We start from the raw sequence: 15,822 nt of genomic DNA, 5'->3' as shown, positions 1-15,822 counted from the left end.
GCTTGGAGACCTGCGCACGGGCTCGTACGGCCGGCGGATAACCTTCATACACCCCAAGTCCCTCAACGGCGTCCTCACGGAATTCTGCGAGGCCCCGCCCAAGCACGAGAGCTAGGTGCGGCCCGAAATATTGTAATGCACGAAACGCCAATAGATAGGCGATGCGCAGGAGCAGGGCCGCAGCAATCGTGATAGCGGTTGCAATAGCGGCGATTGTCAACTATTTTGCCCTGCAGGCCATAATGGCTATGCCATGCGACTCGGCTGCAAGCTGCAACCAGAGGAACGCCGGCTTGCTGGTCGTCGCTACTTCAGACGTTTTTGCGTCTGTGATGGTCGTTTCAGAGCTTGCAAAGAAAAGGTAGACAGGAGTAAGGGCTAATACCCCTCTTTCTCAGTACAACCCTGTTGAGACCTACCTGCGGCGAGCTTGTCGACCGGCTTGAGGCAAGCGTGGAGCGAAACCGCGCAGGCGCGCTCTTGCTTTCCGGCGGCCTTGACAGCACCATCCTAGCCAGCATCCTGCGCCCCGAATATTCGGTGGCAGCAGGCTTTGGCGCAGATGCCCCGGACCTTGCATTTGCAAGGCAGGTGGCGCAGAGGTACAGCAGAAGGCACGCCGAGGAGGTCTTCTACGAGGAAAAGATGGCAGACATGGTAGACGCGGTGGTGCAGGTTTTCAAGACCTTTGACCCGATAGAGATACGGAACTCGTGCGTCGCCCTAGCAGGCCTTGAGAGGGCAAAACGCGACGGCCACACACGTGTCATGACAGGCGACGGCGGCGACGAGCTTTTTGCAGGCTACAACTACCTTTCAAGGTACTACGGCGACCTGAAAAAGGTAGAGCAGGAGCTTGCCCGGCTCTGGCAGGTGATGCACTTTTCATCAAAAACATTAGGGGAGAGGATAGGCGTGCAGGTCGTGACGCCCTTTCTGGACCCTGAATTTGCAGAGTTTGCCAGGTCAGTTGACGTTGCAGAAAAGGTGGGCGAGCACGGCGGCCAAAAGTACGGCAAGTTCATACTCAGGCGGTGCTTTGAGCCTGAAATAGGCGAGCTTGCATGGAGGCCCAAGATGGCGCAGGAGCAAGGAGCCGCAACTGACAGGTTTTCCGGCTTTGTCGAAAAGATGATTGACGACGCCACCTACGCCAGCAAGGCAAGGATCGCAGAGTCAGAAGGCGTGAGGATAAGGAGCAAGGAGCACCTCAACTACTACGCCATATTTCGCAGCTACTTTCCGCCGCCAAAGGAAGAGTCGCACTGCGACAGGGTGTGCCCCAAATGCCACGCGTGCCTGGAAGGCAGGTTCTGCCGTACGTGCGGCGCGTTCCCGGTCACGCCCGTGTCACTTTGAATATTTGCCGGGCTTTTTCACGAAGATGCGCTTGCAGCCTTCGCAGCAGAAAAAGTAAGTCTTGCCGTTGTGCTCGTGCGACACAGCAAGGTCCTGGTCCATCTCTATGCCGCACACAGGATCCACTGGCATTAACAGCGATGTGCGCAAACCAAGCGTATTTATTTTTACCGGTGCCACGCATGCTGCAGGAAATAACTGACTGACTGGTCAGTTATCTTTATTAACAACGCGTCCTCTCGTATAAATAATTGAACAGCACAGAAGAGTATGCCTTGCAGAATGGCGCGATTGACAGCCAGACAGTCCTGAAAGTCGACAACGTCACAAAGGTGTTCGAGTCGGCAGCAGGCAGGGTGGCGGCCCTTCGCGGAATTGATTTGGAGATAAAGAGGGGCGAGTTTGTGTCGATTGTGGGTCCGTCTGGAAGCGGCAAGTCGACGCTCCTCAACATCATAGGCGCGCTGGACAAGCCCACGTCCGGCAAGGTGTACATCAACGGCATTGACATATTTTCGCTTGACGACTCTGAGATGGCGACCATGAGGAACCACCTCATCGGCTTCATCTTCCAGTCATACAACCTGATAAACAGGACGACTGTGCTCAAGAACGTCGCGCTGCCAGGAATCATTTCAGAGATGGGAAGCGAAGAGCGGGAGAGGAGGGCCATGAGGCTTTTGCAGGTGCTCGGCATTGGCGACAAGGCACAGTACAAGCCGGTCAACCTGTCAGGAGGGCAGCAGCAGAGGGTTGCAATTGCGCGGTCGCTGATGAACGACCCGGCGATGATACTTGCAGACGAGCCGACTGGCAACCTTGACACCAAGACCGGGAGCGAGGTGTTTGGCCTGCTCAGGATGCTTTCAAGCAAATTCAGAAGGACTGTAGTTATGGTCACGCACAACCCCGAGCTTGCGGAGGCAAGCGACAGGGCTGTTTACATCCGCGACGGCAGGGTGGAAAAGGAGGTATCGCATTGAAGCTCCTGGCAGCGATTATCGCGGCAATGATGCTGATACCGGTAAGCGCCTATGCGCAGCAGCCCGGCCCAAGCCGGTTTGACATAATTCAGGCCAACTACAGCGGGCCGGTGTTCCTCGACGCGTTCTGGACGGACAGGACAACGCCGCCTGCGACCGGGACCTCCCTTCAGAAAGTCGAGGTGGCGCCCGGCGACGGCGCGTCGGTGCTTGCAGTCACACTCGCCAACAGGGGCTTCTCAGAGATAACCGCGGTCAGGGGCACGCTTTCCCTCCCGACAGGTTTCAGCTCGTCAGGCGGAAACGGGGCAGAAGCTTCTAACAGCGGCATAGTCAGCGCAGGAGGCGTCTTTACGCTCTTTTTCCAGGTGAGCGTCTCTGAAAGGACCAGGGTGGGCGACTACTCCACTTCCCTGCACGTAGAGTATTCAAGGACGCTTGAAACGGGCACCCCGAGAACTGCCGACCTGAACATCCCGTTCAAGGTGACAGGCAAGGTCATAATCGACGCGTCGGCGCAGGGAGGCGTGGCATCCGGAGGCTCCAGCAGGGTGCCGATCGAGATAACCAACACCGGCAGCGCGCCGGCTACAGGCGTGGTGGTGACCGTGCCCGGCTCGTCCGGCGTGAACACGACCACGCAGCAGGCGGCCATCGTGGCGCTGGGCCAGAAGACGTTTGAGCTTGGGGTCATTCCGCCGGGCGAGTCCAAGACCATCGAGCCGACTCTGTACGTGGCAGAGACTTCAGGCGAGGCCCTGCAGGCAGTGGCGCTCAACGTGACTTACGGCAACGCGTACGGCGAGAGAAAGACCTCAAACGTGCCCGTGGGTCTTGTGGTCCTGCCCGAGACGACAAGCTCGCCGGTGAGTGTGTCGCCGGTCGGCGAGTCCTCAATTATCACTGCAGGCAAGATAACCGACCTTTCAGTCTCGCTTATAAACAACAGGGACCAGGAGCTCTCTGACGTGGTGGTGTCTGTCAGCTCGCAGTCTGACTCGATAAAGATCCTCGGATTTACAAGCTGGAGCATCGGCGACCTGCAGGCAGGCTCAAGCCAAGAGATATCCACCAGGGTCTTTGCGTCAGAAGACATGATAGGCAGGGCGACGACGTTTGTATTTACAGTCCAGCACGTTTCAGCGGGCCAGCCGCAGGTGGAAACAGTATCGCTTGGCACGTACGTCGACGGCGAGATAAGCATCAAGGCCTACGAGGTGGGCGTGACGTACATAGGCGGCAGGCCCAACCTGACGGGCAACCTCCTCAACGAGGGCAACGTGCTTGCGCTCTTTACCACCGTGCAGGTCGTGAGCGCCGGCGACCTTGTAGAGTCGCTCCCGCCGCAGCAGTACCTCGGCGACCTGACTGAAAACTCGCCGCTTCCATTCAGCATCCCTATAGACGTGCCGGAAGGCACGGGCGCAGGCACTTATCCTGTCGAGCTCAAGATCCAGTACAGGGACACACTGCGTCAGCTGCACACGCTTGACGTATCGGCCAATGTGGACTTTGTGCCCGAAGTGGTGACTGAAAACGGCTCGCAGCAGGCAGGAAGCCAGGCCATGGCAAGCACAGTAGCCGGCGGCGTGGCTGCGGCTGCGGTAATAGCGTTTGTCATTTTCCGCATGAGGAAGAAGGCAAAGCTCAAGCGCACGCTCCAGTTCAGCAAGCAGAACGGCGGCCAAGACATCGAGTCGGTCCTTGACACGCACCTTGGGAAACCGGAAGAGAAGAAATGAACATCAAGGAGATCTTTGCGCTCTCAATCGACGCGCTCAGGGAGCGCAAGACACGCTCCGCGCTCACCATAATGATGGTGGTCGTGGGAAGCAGCCTGATGGTCGCGCTCAACGGCATGACTGCCGGCTTTTCCAATTTCATAAACTTCCAGTTCAGCAAGCTTGCGCCAAACATACTGTTTGTTACAAGCGCGCAGAGCGAAGGGGGCGGCGACCCGTTTGGCGGCGGGCCTCCTCCGGCGCCCAAGATAACCCTCAACGAGGCCGTGGTGAGCAGGATACGCTCGCTTCCGTTTGTCAGCGACGTGATACCCTCGTACCAGGCGGGAATAACACTTGAAGCAGGAGGCAAAAAGGCCGACACGACTGTGTTTTCGATAGACCCGCAAAAGCTGTACGTGATTGCGCCCACGATAGAGTTTGTCGAGGGCTCTAGCATCAGGCAGAACGACCCGTCGGCGATACTCCTGTCAGACAGGGTGGCAAACCCGCCGGGCGAAAACACGCCTTTTGCAGTCGTGGGCCAGACCATCAGGGCCACCTACACTTTCGTGGACCCGGACACGGGCAAGCAGGAAAGCGAGAGCAGGAGCTTTGTGGTGTCAGGCATCATGGAGCCGACCGGCAACCCGACGATTGACAGCGCAGTCGTGTTCAACCGCATAACGGGCAACGCGATGCTGCAAAAGGCCGGCAAGTACGACGCCATACTCGTGGCGGCAGAGTCAGGCGAGTTTGTCGACGCAGTGGAAGAGGAGATACGCCGGCTCTACGGAAACGACATCGGCATCACGACGCCCGAGGCCATACTTGAGACCATAAACGAGTTCATAGCAGGGTTCAGCTCGTTTACGACAAGCATTGCCCTTGTGGCGCTCCTGGTCGGCGCAGTAGGCATAATCACAACCCTTTACACTTCAGTTACCGAGCGCATCAGAGAAATCGGGACCATGAAGGCGATAGGGGCCCAGAACAGCTTTATCCTGGTGCTCTTTCTGTCAGAAGCCCTGACAATAGGCATAATCGGGGCGACGGCAGGCATGGGCGTAGGCGTGATGGGCGGCTACGTGTTGATTGCAGGCTTTGCGTCGCAGGACCCTTCATCGCAGAACATGACGCCCGTGTTCCTGCCGCAGGACATGGGCACGGTGTGGGGGCTCTCCGTAGGGCTGTCAGTGCTCGCAGGCATGTACCCTGCGTGGCGGGCTTCGAGGACGCCTCCGATAGTGGCTCTCAGGCGCGAATAGTCAGTATTTCTGCCACGGCCTTGCGTGCTTGGTCAGGTGGCAGGCTTCGGAGCAAAAGTAGTCGTCGCACATGTAGCAGAACAGCGGGTAGTCCTGGGTCTTTTTCCCGCAACCACCGCACGTCGCAGACATGTCCATACAAGTTATCCGTCGTTCAGAGAATTAAGACTTTGCAGTGGGAGAAAATTAAAAAAAGAAAAAGAGCAGTGGCCGGACCCTTTCGGACCGGCCTGAATCGAGCCCCTTTACGGGATGGACCTGCTGTACAGCTTGCCTTCGAGGGCGAGCTTGTACATCTCTGCTACATATGGGTTCTTTGCCGGTGTTTCTGCACCCAGTTCTACCAGACGTGCGTACACCCTGACGACATACGCCAGAGCGCCCATGAATGCCACGACGACACCCATGTTGAACATCCAGTGGTTGGGGACTGCAAAGATCTCTTCCACGAACCAGAAGTGCCACATCTCGTTGACACCGATTGTGAACATCGTGGCTAGGTAGCCAATGATGGTCAGCTTCAGACCGGTGTTCATCGAGTTGCCCGGACCCCTGAGGATCGGTACCCTTCTGTCGTAGACCGCTACCATACCCCAGCCTACCGGGAGCGCCACGAAGTGGCTGTATAGCCACCAGTGTGCTGGTGTGAAGGCGCTGTCTCTAATTGCAGTCTGGTGCAGCGAGCCATCGACGAAGTTGTCGACTTCGACGGAGGCTGCGATCGAACCGAGCATGATCACCATGATGTAGATCTTCTTCAGTCTTTGGATCTCGACTTCTTTCGGGATCAGTGCTGGCATCTGCGCCATGAATTACCTAGGTCACAATCTGGTATATTAACCCACATGTCAGCAATCGACCAAATTTGTTGCTATTTCTCTATAAATATGCCAGCAATATACGTATTACTATAACTATTAGACCAATAGTTTGGAAATTTCAAACTAGAGTAATACTAAGCACCTTTGCTAATCATTAGTGCTAATCTAATATCCGCATGCACGGAAAGCGTCAAAAACGCCTCCCAGCCGCGAGGGCCACGCATACTTGTACAGCACCGAGGTATTTTGGCTTTGCCGTGTCGGCGCGTCCCCCTACGGAATCCGCTAGTATGAAAATGAGTGGCAGCTCGGTCAAATGCCTTCTCTTCACCTTTCAGTCATAACTCTGAATCGTCACCGCTGCCTTGCAAGCTTTGTCCTTGCGGATTAATAATCATGCTTGTTTCAGCCCTCCATGACAGTAACAGTTTAATCTTTTTGCAGTCTAGAAAACACGCTCGGTGCACGGCACCTGACGGGCGAACGGACAGCCCCGTGCTGGATGAAGATCAAAGTCCGTGCACCGACTTGATAATCCTTTTATTTGCGATAAACGACGCGATAACGTTGGCAAGCTACTGTCCCGAGTGTGGTGGGGAATTAAAGTTCGACCTGTCAAGCAAGAACTTTATCTGCAAGAGCTGTGGCCTTTTTGCCTCCAGGGAAAAGATTGACGAGATAAGAGACAGGGCAGAGGCCGCAAACGTTGACAAGAGGCGGATGAAGCACGACGACTACCTCGACTGGTGGCAGTCGTCCAAGAAGGACAAGCAAAAGTAACCGGCTGCAAGGCAGGGTCTGGGCGCACACCTAGTCCTGTTTATTGACGGTTTTTGAAAAGCATGGTAAATAAACGGCCCCCGCCCATCATGGACGGGGAAAAGTAACGTGTCATTTGGATTCAGAAACAGCTCGCTTGAAATAGACGCTGCAAAGCTCAAGGAAAAGCTCGACAGTGGCGAAGACGTTTTCATACTGGACGTGCGCACGCCCGAAGAATACGACGCGTGGCGGCTGTCGTATGACAAGCACGACAAGACCCCGCTCATTCCAATCGACAGGCTCTTTACGTCGCAAAAGATGATTGCAGAGCAGATTCCAAAGGACAAGGAGATAATCACGTTGTGCGCGCATGGCAACAGGTCCATGATGGCCGCGCAGATGCTTTCCCGGATGGGATACAAAGTCAAGAGCGTGAGAGGCGGCATGGTGGCCTGGAACCAGGTCTACGATGTCGCAGAGGTGCAGCAAGCCGACGCAGCAAGGGTGTGGCAGCTAAGGCGCGTATCAAAGGGCTGCATGTCTTATGTCATTGCAGTCGGAAACGAAGCGACAGTCATCGACAGCACGAGCGACCTTGAAAGCTCTGTGCTAAAGCTCGTGCAGGACAACGGGCTAGAGATAACAAACGTGGTCGACACGCACATGCACGCCGACCACGTTTCCGGGTTTTCTGCCATTGTAAAGGCGACAGGAGCTCAGGGGTACCTGGGCGCAAAGGAAGGTTACGAGCTTCTAGAGGACGTCAAGGTCAGCCTGATTGACGACGGGCACAAGATACCCCTTGGCGACGGCGTGTCCCTTGAGGCAATCCACGCGCCGGGCCACACAGACGGGAGCATGTGCTTTGCCCTGAAGGCAGGCGAAAAGACATTCCTCTTTACCGGCGACACGCTTTTTGTAAACGGCGTAGGCAGACCAGATCTTCGCGACAAGGCCGACGAATTCGCAGGCAAGCTCTACGACACGTACCAGAAGATACTGAAGCTCCCAGACGACACGGTAATCCTGCCGGCGCACTTTGACCCCAACTCCATCACGATAAAGCACGGGGAACCCATCGCTGATACCGTGGGCGCAAAGCGGAACGTAGAACTCCTTTCCAAGCCAAAGGACGAGTTTGTCAAGTTCGTTGTCTCGTCGGTGCCCCCGAGGCCATCAAACTACAGGGTGATAATCCAGATAAACAAGCAGCTGGTCCCGTACGACGAGATAAACATCGCCGAGCTCGAGGCCGGCCCCAACTCGTGCGGCGTCAGGATGTAAGATTATAACCCCTGCAGGGCTTTGTAGGGTCTGTGTCCCACGCCTGCACGAAATGCCGCAGGGATAATTCGGTATACTTCAGGGCATACTCCGGGGAATACCTGTGCAAGAAGTGCTTTGTGCGCTCCATAGAAGACAAGGCAGCGCGGACGATGTCAAGGTACTCGATGGTAAAGTACGGCGAGCGCGTCGCAGTGGGCGTTTCCGGCGGAAAGGACAGTTTATCGTTACTTTACGTCATGAAAAAGTTCTTTGACGACCACGGCAGGTCCTCTGACGACCTGGTGGCAGTCACGATAGACGAGGGGATAAGGGGCTACCGCGACGAGTCGCTTGAGATAGTGAGGGACTTTTGCAGCAAGCTTGGCGTGCAGAACAAGGTCATGGGCTACAAAGAGATATTTGGAATATCGATGGACGAGGCGATGGTGGTCAGGCCGTCTGAAAAGATGTCGTCGTGCTCTATGTGTGGCACGTTCAGGCGCAGGGCAATAGACCTGGCTGCAGAAAGCGCCGGCGCCGATGTAGTTGCGACGGCGCACAACATGGACGACCAATTACAAACATTCATGATAAACCTGCTTGCAGGCGACGTGGAGCGCATAGGCTGGATGCACCCCGAGCCCGTGGAATACGCGGGCGGCATGAAGAAGGTCAAGCCGTTTGTCGAGATAAGCGAACACGAGATAGTTTTCTACGCGCTCCAGCGCGAAATCCCGTTCCAGTCAGAGGAGTGCCCCTACATGAACGAGAGCATACGCACGGACCTTCGCGAGTTCTTCAACGGGCTAGAAAAGGAGCACCCGGGGATAAAGAACAACGCGTACGCCTCGATGCTCAAGGTGTCAGAAAGGATGAAGATGACGCTAGAGCCCCGGGGAGACAAAAAGTGCTCGGTGTGCGGCCGGGACTCTACCGGCGACGTGTGCTCTGTCTGCAAGACGGTAGCCGCGCTCAGCCTGAACAGATCAGGCTGATTCTACCTCGACTGTCCCCCTCATCCACGGGTGGATTGTGCAGTAATAGTTGTACTCGCCTTCCGACTCGAAAGTGTATGACCAGCTCTTGCCCGGGTTTATCAGCTCCGAGTCAAAGCCGTTGTCCACGTCAGTCACCGTGTGCACCACGCTGTCGTTGTTTGTCCAGGTCACCGTCGTCCCCGGTGCAACCTCTATCCGCAGCGGCTGGTACGGGGCTGTGCTCCTTGGGCTCCACGCGTTTTGAGGTATCTCGACCCTGTCTGTCCTGACCTCTGTCACGGAGCTTGTGTCTGTGCCGTAGCGGAGCATCGGCCCTCCCATCATGCCGGATCCCATGCCCGGCCCCATCATCCAGTTCTGCATCATGTATGGATACCATTCCTGCTGGAACCTTTCGTCGCCCATCCACTGCTGCATCGCCTGCGGGTCCTGCATCATCGTTTCAAACATCTGCTGGCGCAGTTCAGGGTCGGTTGTCATGCCGCCCATGAATCCGCGGCCAAACTGCGGACTCTGCTGCATGCGCTCAAGCATGAGCTCCTGGAACTCGGGGTCGTCCATCATCTCGTACATGAACTGGCCGTCCTGCTGTATCTGGGCGCGCATCTGCTGCCTCGTGTCCGGGTTGCCCATCATGCCCTGGGTCCACTGGCCGGCCATCTGCGGGTTCATCATCTGCTGGTTGAACATAAAGCCGGGGGCGTATGTGCTTGCAAAGACGGCATAGCCTATTGCAATGCCGGCCGCAAACAGTCCCCCTGCTATTGCATACCAGGCGTACTTGCTTGCCATGCACCTGCAAAGGCCGCAATGCGATTTAAGAGGCAGGACTTTAGTGCAATGCAGTGCACTCCACCGCTAGCGTAATATAGAGACTTTTTGCTATCTCTGGCGGAGGCAGGTAGGGCCGGGGTGCTAGCCGTGCCCCACACTGGAAATCGGCTTCATGTCAGGGCCAGTAACTGCCGGGTAAATCCGCTGGGAGGAGGTACCCGCTTGCCAGGCTGAGATGAAATCACGCCGTGTCGGATGGTTATGAGCGGCGATCTACGCGAAGGCGTGGCGTCGACCGTGAATCGTCGAAATGGGTGAGGTCCGGGAGGGAGCAACCCTAAGGCGGCGTAGCCATGCTAGCACGTCTACGTGGTGGATCTTGCAGGGCTTGAAATGGGGCCTTTTGCCAACGGTGGTACCGGCAGGCTGCCTCCACTTCTAGTCCAGGTGGTTTGAAAGCCGTGTCATGCGATGCCTACTTTTTGCCTTCTTGCCTGCAGGAATCTGCCGAGATCCCTGCCGGCTTCCCTGAAAAGGGCTTCCATCCCTTCTTTGAGCACGGCGTCCCCGGCCTTGGATCCCTTTTCCTTGCGCCCTACCACTATGGCCGACGCGCGCACTTTTATGATGTCAAGCCCGAGATCGCCCAGTTTCTTTTCGATAAACTTTGCCGCGCTGCCTGAAAAGCGCGATTCCAGCTTTGTGTCAAAGGCAAAGCCGGCCTTCCCATGCAGATCGACAGTTTTCAGCCTGTCAAGAAATTCCTTCATGGGCTTTGACGCCGTAAACATTTGCGTGGGCGCTCCAACTGCCAAAAGATCGTATTTGTAAACCTCGCCCATCCGGGCTTCTTTGATGCTGACGCAGTCTGTCTCGACCCCGGCTTCCCGCAGGCCCTCTGCGATGCAGTTTGCTATTTTCTGCGTGTTTCCAAAGAGAGAATCAAAAAGTACCAGGGCTTTCAAGGCAGGTCACTTTTTCGTCAGTGCAAGTATGCCGCCAATTATTCCAAGTATGGGCCCTATCAGAAACCCGCCCATGCCAAACAGCCCTGCAATCGACGCAACCAGTATCCCGACACCCCATTCCCTGCTGCTTTCCGGTTTGGTGTGGATAAAGTAGCTCCCGGCCACCACCACGCCGCCTGCCGCAAGCGATATGATTGAAGTCCCGGCCATTACCCCGAGAAATGCGCCTGCAGGCATGCCCCACCCGCCCATCATGGAACCCCATCCGGGCATCCCAAACTGGTTCCAGGCGCTGTACATGTAGAGGCCTCCAAGCCCGCCGGCTATCATCAGGGCCCCGCCTATCACCGAGAGTATGGTGGCAGCACTCACGTCCCTTCCGCTTTTAGATACGCTTTCCAACTATGGTCATGCGCAACTTGCACGTCCGGAAATATAGGGAGCAGGTATACACTGCGGCGCAGTGCACAGCGTTTTTACAATTGTAAAGCCCTGATGTTATATACGGTCCGTTCGTCAGGTTATCCGTGGCAAAGGACCCGGTCTGCGGCATGTTTGTTGAAGAAAAGGAGGACTCGATCCGTCACACCGTCGACGGCAAGGAGTACTTTTTCTGCACCACCCAGTGCCTCCACGAGTTCACCGCCCCCGAGGTGGAGCTGAAAAAGCTAAAGGCAGTGACTGTTGCAAGCATAGGCCTCACCATACCCATCACGCTTCTCACATATCTTGCGTTTTTGCCTTCAGAGATAAACAACTTTGTGCTGCTTGCACTTGCCACGCCGGTGCAGTTCTGGGCGGGCTGGCGCTTTTACAAGGGAACCTGGGACGCAATCAGGGCGAGGGCGTCAAACATGGACACGCTCATTGCCGTGGGCACGACTGCCGCTTTTCTTTACAGCGCAGTGGTGACGGCAGTCCCGTCGTTCTTTCCGTTCGAGCAGGTCTACTTTGAGACTGCGGCCATAATCGTCACGCTGATACTGCTTGGCAGGCTTCTCGAGCAGAGGACAAAGGAAAAGGCGTCGTCGGCTGTTCGCAAGCTCCTCGACCTCCAGCCAAGAAAGGCAAGGGTGCTAAAGGACGGGCAGGAAGTCGAAGTCCCTGTGGAAGAGGTTGCAGAAGGCGACCTGCTCCTTATCAGGCCCGGCGAGAGGATACCTGTAGACGCGGATGTGGTCGACGGCTCGTCGTCGGTTGATGAATCAGCAATAACAGGCGAGAGCATACCCGTCGACAAAGTTCCGGGTAGCGAGGTCATCGGGGCGACGATAAACAAGAGCGGCCTGCTGAAGGTGAGGGCGACAAAGGTGGGCCAGGACTCGGTGCTGTCGCAGATAATCGCCCTTGTTCAGGAAGCCAGGACGGGCAAGGCTCCGATGCAGCGGATGGCAGACCAGGTCGCGAAATACTTTGTCCCTGCAGTAGTCATCATAGCGGTTGCTTCAGGCCTTGCATGGTACTATGCAGGAGGCATCGGGCTCACTTTTTCGCTCCTGGCGTTTGTGTCTGTCATAATCATAGCGTGCCCGTGCGCGCTTGGCATAGCGACTCCTGCAGCCCTCATGATGGGGACCGGCAAGGGAGCGGAAAACGGCGTGCTGTTCAAGGGAGGCGAGTACCTGGAAATTGCAAGGAAAGTCAGGACTGTGGTGTTTGACAAGACAGGGACGCTTACAAAGGGCCAGCCGGAGGTGACTGACATCATTGTGCTGTCAGACGCAGGCGAGCAGGAGGTCCTGCGGCTTGCGGCGATAGCCGAGTCAGGCTCGGAGCACCCGCTCGGGCAGGCTGTCGTCAGAAAGGCCAAAGAGACTGGCATTCCCGTGGCAGGCCCGGACTCGTTTGAAGCGGTGGCAGGCCACGGCCTTGTGGCTGTCTACTCTGCCCACAGGATAATGATAGGCAACAGGAAGATGATGGCCGACAGCGGCATCGCAGTCGGCGACGAGGTCAATGCGCAGATGGCTAGGCTAGAGGCTGACGGCAAGACCGCGACTCTCGTGGCAATAGACGGCAGGCTTGCAGGGATTATCGCGCTTGCAGACACTCTGAAGGACAGCGCGAGGCAGGCTATAGACTCGCTCAAGGCGATGGGCATGGAAGTGGTGATGCTCACAGGCGACAACGAGAGGACCGCAAAGGCGATAGCTGCAAAGGTCGGCATCGACAGGGTGATAGCGCAGGTGCTCCCGCAGCAGAAAGAGGAAGTGATAGCGAAGCTAAAGTCTGAAGGCAGGGCCGTCGCGATGGTGGGCGACGGCATAAACGACGCGCCGGCGCTTGCAAGGGCGGACCTTGGCATCGCAATCGGCTCGGGGACCGACGTGGCAAAAGAAACAGGCGGCATAATACTGATAAAAAATGACCTGCGCGACGTCGTGACTGCGCTGGAGCTTGGCAGGAAAACCGTTGCCAAGATAAAGCAGAACCTGTTCTGGGCGTTTGCCTACAACACCGGCCTGATACCGATAGCCGCAGGCGCGCTTGTCCCGGTGTTCGGCGCAGAGATGTACTCGTGGCTGCCGTTCCTGGCGGCAGGCGCGATGGCCCTCAGCTCAGTCTCTGTTGTGAGCAACTCGCTCCTGCTTGGAAGATACAGGCCCGCTCACATAGAGACGCGGACAAACTTGTAGCCCGAGTTTTCAAGCATCTCCTTTATTTCCTCCCGGCTTATCGCTGACGCGTCGTATTCCACGATGACGCTGTCTGTCATAAAGTCGATGTCTATCTTTTTCACGGCGTCCTTGCCCTTCAGCTGCTTTTCCACTATGGGCTTGCAGGTGGTGCAGTACATCCCCACGACTTTGAAGAGCGCCTTCTGCAGGGCCACGCCGGTTTTGCGCAGGCCCGGTAAAAGAACGTGCGGCTTTACATTTGTAAAGTGCATTATTTATCTAGCATACACGCCAGATAGAGGGCATGTTCAAAGATCCAGTTTGCAAGATGATGGTCGACGAGAAGACAGCCAAGCACGTCTCAGAGGCAGGCGGCAAGAAGGTGTACCTGTGCTCCGCTGCGTGCAAGACCCAGTTTGACTCAAACCCGAAAAAGTACGGATACTGAAAAGCATGATTTAAATTGAATCTGGGCAGTTTTTCTCACATTGCCCATAGACCCGGACTTTCAGCTGCACAGGCGCGCGGAAGCATACGGCAACCTGAAGGTCTGGAAAAACGATTCGAGCAGGCTTGGCATATACGGCACGGACGTTGCGGTTGATTTTGACCTGTGCGTCGGCGACGGGGCGTGCATCGACGTCTGCCCTGTCAACGTGTTTGAATGGCAGGGCGAGGGCGCGGACAGAAAGGCCCTGCCCGCGCTTGAGCGCGACTGCATATACTGCTTTGGGTGCGAGGCGGTCTGCCCCAAGTTTGCGATAAGGGTGACCCCGCTGGTGAGAAGATGATAAGGATAGACGAGAGGCGCATTTTTGAGGTAATAGAGGAGCGCAAGCCGCATTCCGTTGCACTGAACGGCGCCGAGGCGCTGATACCGAAATTGCAGGACGCGGCAGACCACATCTCCGAGCGATTTGGGATAGAAGCCTATGTGATTGGCGACACGTGCTGGGGCTCGTGCGACCTGAACACGCACGCGGCAGACATGCTTGGCGCCGACATCCTGTTCAGCGTGGGCCACACTGTTGCGATGGAGACTTTTGGCGACAAGGTTGTGATGATAAACGCGTACGACGACGTCAGCTTTGACAAGGTCGCGTACAAGTTTGCAGAAGACATGAAAGGCAAGTTCAGCGCCATTTCGCTTTTGACTGACAGCCAGCACCTGGAGCAGGTGGAGGGCGCAAAGAGGATCTTTGAAGACATGGGCTACAGGGTGATAATAGGCAAGGGCAAGGGTCAGCTGAAAGACGCGCAGGTGTTTGGATGCGAGTTCTACCCCGCATGGAACGTGCAAAAGCAGGTCGACGCCTACGTCTTTTTGGGCCAGAGCCAGTTCCACGCGGCAAGCGTGGCAATGTCTACTGAAAAGCCCACATTCATGCTAGACCCGTACTTTGAAGAATACACGCAGGTAAACGAGTTTGCGCAGGGGTTGCAAAAGCGGGCGATACTTGCGATATACAAGGCGGCAGACGCAAACACCATCGGCCTTGTCATAGGTCTGAAGGAGGGCCAGTTTGCGCACGTCAGGGCGCTTGAGCTGAAAAAGGAATTCGAAAGACTGGGCAAGAAGGTGCAGCTGATAGCTCTTACAGAGATAACAGACGACAGGATGCAGATTTTCAAGAACATAGACGCGTTTGTTCAGGTGGCCTGCCCCAGGATTGCCACTGACAACCACTTTTCAAAGCCGATGCTGTCGGTTCCGCAGGCTCTTGCGCTGATAAAACTGCTCAAAAAAGAGCCGGTCGAAGACTTCCTGAGGATGCAGCACTGGCTCTAGCTTGTCGCTCGCCCATGCGGCCTGGCATGCCCGGTGCAAACAATTAAATAGAGCGTTTAGAATTTGCTTATTTTCTGTGGTTTTTAGTTATTTTACATACGAGAGGCTCGACAAATGCAGATATTACACTAAAATATATCTATCAGTGTGTAAAATATTGCATCGATAACTATGATTTTCCCATATTTTATTTAGAACATTTGCAATATCGCTCTGGATTGGATTATACAAATTTTGGGTATTAATCCCTTTTAATGATAGAATATTTCTAAAAATCTTATATAGATATTATGTGTAGTGGATAATACGGGAAGGAACTAAAGCTACGGCGGTTGTCGACCGTTCTGCGATAGTAGTTACCCGGTGAAAAGAGAAAATGACTTGCAAAGGTATATGCATACGCCACAAGGCCCAAAAGCCGGTCGGCTCAGGCAGGTACGCTAGCGGCCAGAAGAGGTGCCAGATCTGCGAGATATTCATCAAGTGGGATGGCCT

At 55.7% G+C, this 15,822-nt stretch carries 19 protein-coding genes and 1 other RNA gene; 13 read left to right on the top strand and 7 right to left on the bottom strand.

The genetic code is table 11. The features are described 5' to 3' along the window. Window positions 1-161 precede the first annotated feature (161 nt). Window positions 162-365, top strand: coding sequence for a hypothetical protein (locus tag HXY31_RS11985; RefSeq protein WP_292643331.1), 204 nt, complete (start codon window positions 162-164; stop codon window positions 363-365). A 43-nt stretch (window positions 366-408) separates the two neighbouring features. Beyond that, window positions 409-1,359 carry an asparagine synthase C-terminal domain-containing protein gene (locus tag HXY31_RS11980; protein ID WP_292643330.1) on the top strand — a complete coding sequence of 317 codons (951 nt, stop codon included), beginning with the start codon at window positions 409-411 and terminating at the stop codon, window positions 1,357-1,359. On the opposite strand, the gene HXY31_RS11975 is transcribed toward HXY31_RS11980, so the two are convergent. Then, a complete protein-coding gene (locus HXY31_RS11975; RefSeq protein WP_292643328.1) occupies window positions 1,351-1,491 on the bottom strand; it encodes a YHS domain-containing protein in 141 nt (46 codons plus the stop codon). The two genes, HXY31_RS11980 and HXY31_RS11975, sit on opposite strands and share 9 nt — an antisense overlap. Window positions 1,492-1,610: 119 nt before the next feature. Between HXY31_RS11975 and HXY31_RS11970 the strand changes: the two genes are divergently transcribed. The 3 genes from HXY31_RS11970 to HXY31_RS11960 are packed head-to-tail and all read left to right on the top strand — an operon-like array spanning window position 1,611 to window position 5,331. After that, entirely contained in the window at window positions 1,611-2,342 is a 732-nt protein-coding gene (locus HXY31_RS11970; protein WP_292643326.1) for an ABC transporter ATP-binding protein, read from the top strand. Next, a complete protein-coding gene (locus tag HXY31_RS11965; RefSeq protein ID WP_292643324.1) occupies window positions 2,339-4,084 on the top strand; it encodes a hypothetical protein in 1,746 nt (581 codons plus the stop codon). The genes HXY31_RS11970 and HXY31_RS11965 overlap by 4 nt, the downstream gene beginning before the upstream one ends. Continuing rightward, the gene (locus HXY31_RS11960) at window positions 4,081-5,331 is read left to right on the top strand and encodes an ABC transporter permease (RefSeq protein ID WP_292643322.1); all 1,251 of its coding nucleotides are present in this window, start codon (window positions 4,081-4,083) and stop codon (window positions 5,329-5,331) included. Before HXY31_RS11965 ends, HXY31_RS11960 begins: the two co-directional genes overlap by 4 nt. Here the strand turns inward: HXY31_RS11960 and HXY31_RS11955 are convergent, their stop codons facing one another. Both HXY31_RS11955 and HXY31_RS11950 read right to left on the bottom strand, forming a co-directional pair. Next, entirely contained in the window at window positions 5,332-5,463 is a 132-nt protein-coding gene (locus tag HXY31_RS11955; RefSeq protein WP_292643320.1) for a hypothetical protein, read from the bottom strand. It abuts the gene before it with no gap. A 113-nt stretch (window positions 5,464-5,576) separates the two neighbouring features. Then, the gene (locus HXY31_RS11950; protein ID WP_292643319.1) at window positions 5,577-6,140 is read right to left on the bottom strand and encodes a methane monooxygenase/ammonia monooxygenase subunit C; all 564 of its coding nucleotides are present in this window, start codon (window positions 6,138-6,140) and stop codon (window positions 5,577-5,579) included. Window positions 6,141-6,719: 579 nt separating this feature from the next. On the opposite strand from HXY31_RS11950, the gene HXY31_RS11945 reads away from it, so the two are divergent. The 3 genes from HXY31_RS11945 (at window position 6,720) to HXY31_RS11935 (ending at window position 9,175) form a co-directional block, all read left to right on the top strand. Continuing rightward, window positions 6,720-6,932 carry a TFIIB-type zinc ribbon-containing protein gene (locus tag HXY31_RS11945; RefSeq protein ID WP_292643317.1) on the top strand — a complete coding sequence of 71 codons (213 nt, stop codon included), beginning with the start codon at window positions 6,720-6,722 and terminating at the stop codon, window positions 6,930-6,932. Window positions 6,933-7,040: 108 nt separating this feature from the next. Next, complete coding sequence (locus HXY31_RS11940; RefSeq protein ID WP_292643315.1) at window positions 7,041-8,198, top strand: MBL fold metallo-hydrolase; 1,158 nt, start codon at window positions 7,041-7,043, stop codon at window positions 8,196-8,198. Between the two features lie 32 nt (window positions 8,199-8,230). Next, complete coding sequence (locus tag HXY31_RS11935; RefSeq protein WP_292643314.1) at window positions 8,231-9,175, top strand: TIGR00269 family protein; 945 nt, start codon at window positions 8,231-8,233, stop codon at window positions 9,173-9,175. Here HXY31_RS11935 and HXY31_RS11930 read toward each other — a convergent pair. Further along, complete coding sequence (locus HXY31_RS11930; protein ID WP_292643312.1) at window positions 9,167-9,970, bottom strand: plastocyanin/azurin family copper-binding protein; 804 nt, start codon at window positions 9,968-9,970, stop codon at window positions 9,167-9,169. The two genes, HXY31_RS11935 and HXY31_RS11930, sit on opposite strands and share 9 nt — an antisense overlap. Before the next feature lie 102 nt (window positions 9,971-10,072). On the opposite strand from HXY31_RS11930, the gene ffs reads away from it, so the two are divergent. Further along, window positions 10,073-10,385, top strand: an RNA gene (ffs, locus tag HXY31_RS11925) — signal recognition particle sRNA. Window positions 10,386-10,416: 31 nt separating this feature from the next. Here the strand turns inward: ffs and HXY31_RS11920 are convergent. Beyond that, window positions 10,417-10,917, bottom strand: coding sequence for a flavodoxin domain-containing protein (locus HXY31_RS11920; RefSeq protein WP_292643310.1), 501 nt, complete (start codon window positions 10,915-10,917; stop codon window positions 10,417-10,419). A gap of 6 nt (window positions 10,918-10,923) precedes the next feature. Then, window positions 10,924-11,322, bottom strand: coding sequence for a hypothetical protein (locus HXY31_RS11915; protein WP_292643308.1), 399 nt, complete (start codon window positions 11,320-11,322; stop codon window positions 10,924-10,926). A 125-nt stretch (window positions 11,323-11,447) separates the two neighbouring features. On the opposite strand from HXY31_RS11915, the gene HXY31_RS11910 reads away from it, so the two are divergent. After that, on the top strand, window positions 11,448-13,556 hold the full coding sequence (locus HXY31_RS11910; RefSeq protein WP_292643307.1) for a heavy metal translocating P-type ATPase: 2,109 nt from the start codon (window positions 11,448-11,450) through the stop codon (window positions 13,554-13,556). Here the strand turns inward: HXY31_RS11910 and HXY31_RS11905 are convergent. Continuing rightward, complete coding sequence (locus tag HXY31_RS11905; RefSeq protein ID WP_292643305.1) at window positions 13,529-13,753, bottom strand: heavy metal-associated domain-containing protein; 225 nt, start codon at window positions 13,751-13,753, stop codon at window positions 13,529-13,531. The two genes, HXY31_RS11910 and HXY31_RS11905, sit on opposite strands and share 28 nt — an antisense overlap. 89 nt (window positions 13,754-13,842) lie before the next feature. Between HXY31_RS11905 and HXY31_RS11900 the strand changes: the two genes are divergently transcribed. Genes HXY31_RS11900 through HXY31_RS11890 form a run of 3 tightly spaced genes read left to right on the top strand, consistent with a single transcriptional unit; the run spans window position 13,843 to window position 15,327 of the window. Beyond that, complete coding sequence (locus HXY31_RS11900; RefSeq protein ID WP_292643303.1) at window positions 13,843-13,986, top strand: YHS domain-containing protein; 144 nt, start codon at window positions 13,843-13,845, stop codon at window positions 13,984-13,986. 40 nt (window positions 13,987-14,026) lie between these two features. Then, entirely contained in the window at window positions 14,027-14,329 is a 303-nt protein-coding gene (locus HXY31_RS11895) for a ferredoxin family protein (protein WP_292643301.1), read from the top strand. After that, on the top strand, window positions 14,326-15,327 hold the full coding sequence (locus tag HXY31_RS11890) for a 2-(3-amino-3-carboxypropyl)histidine synthase subunit 1/2 (protein WP_292643299.1): 1,002 nt from the start codon (window positions 14,326-14,328) through the stop codon (window positions 15,325-15,327). Before HXY31_RS11895 ends, HXY31_RS11890 begins: the two co-directional genes overlap by 4 nt. Window positions 15,328-15,822: the final 495 nt, after the last annotated feature.

It is taken from the genome of Nitrososphaera sp., from assembly GCF_013388945.1.
GTDB lineage: Archaea > Thermoproteota > Nitrososphaeria > Nitrososphaerales > Nitrososphaeraceae > Nitrososphaera.
Note: the sequence above shows the minus strand (reverse complement) of the source record. Positions and strands in the feature narration are given on the sequence as shown.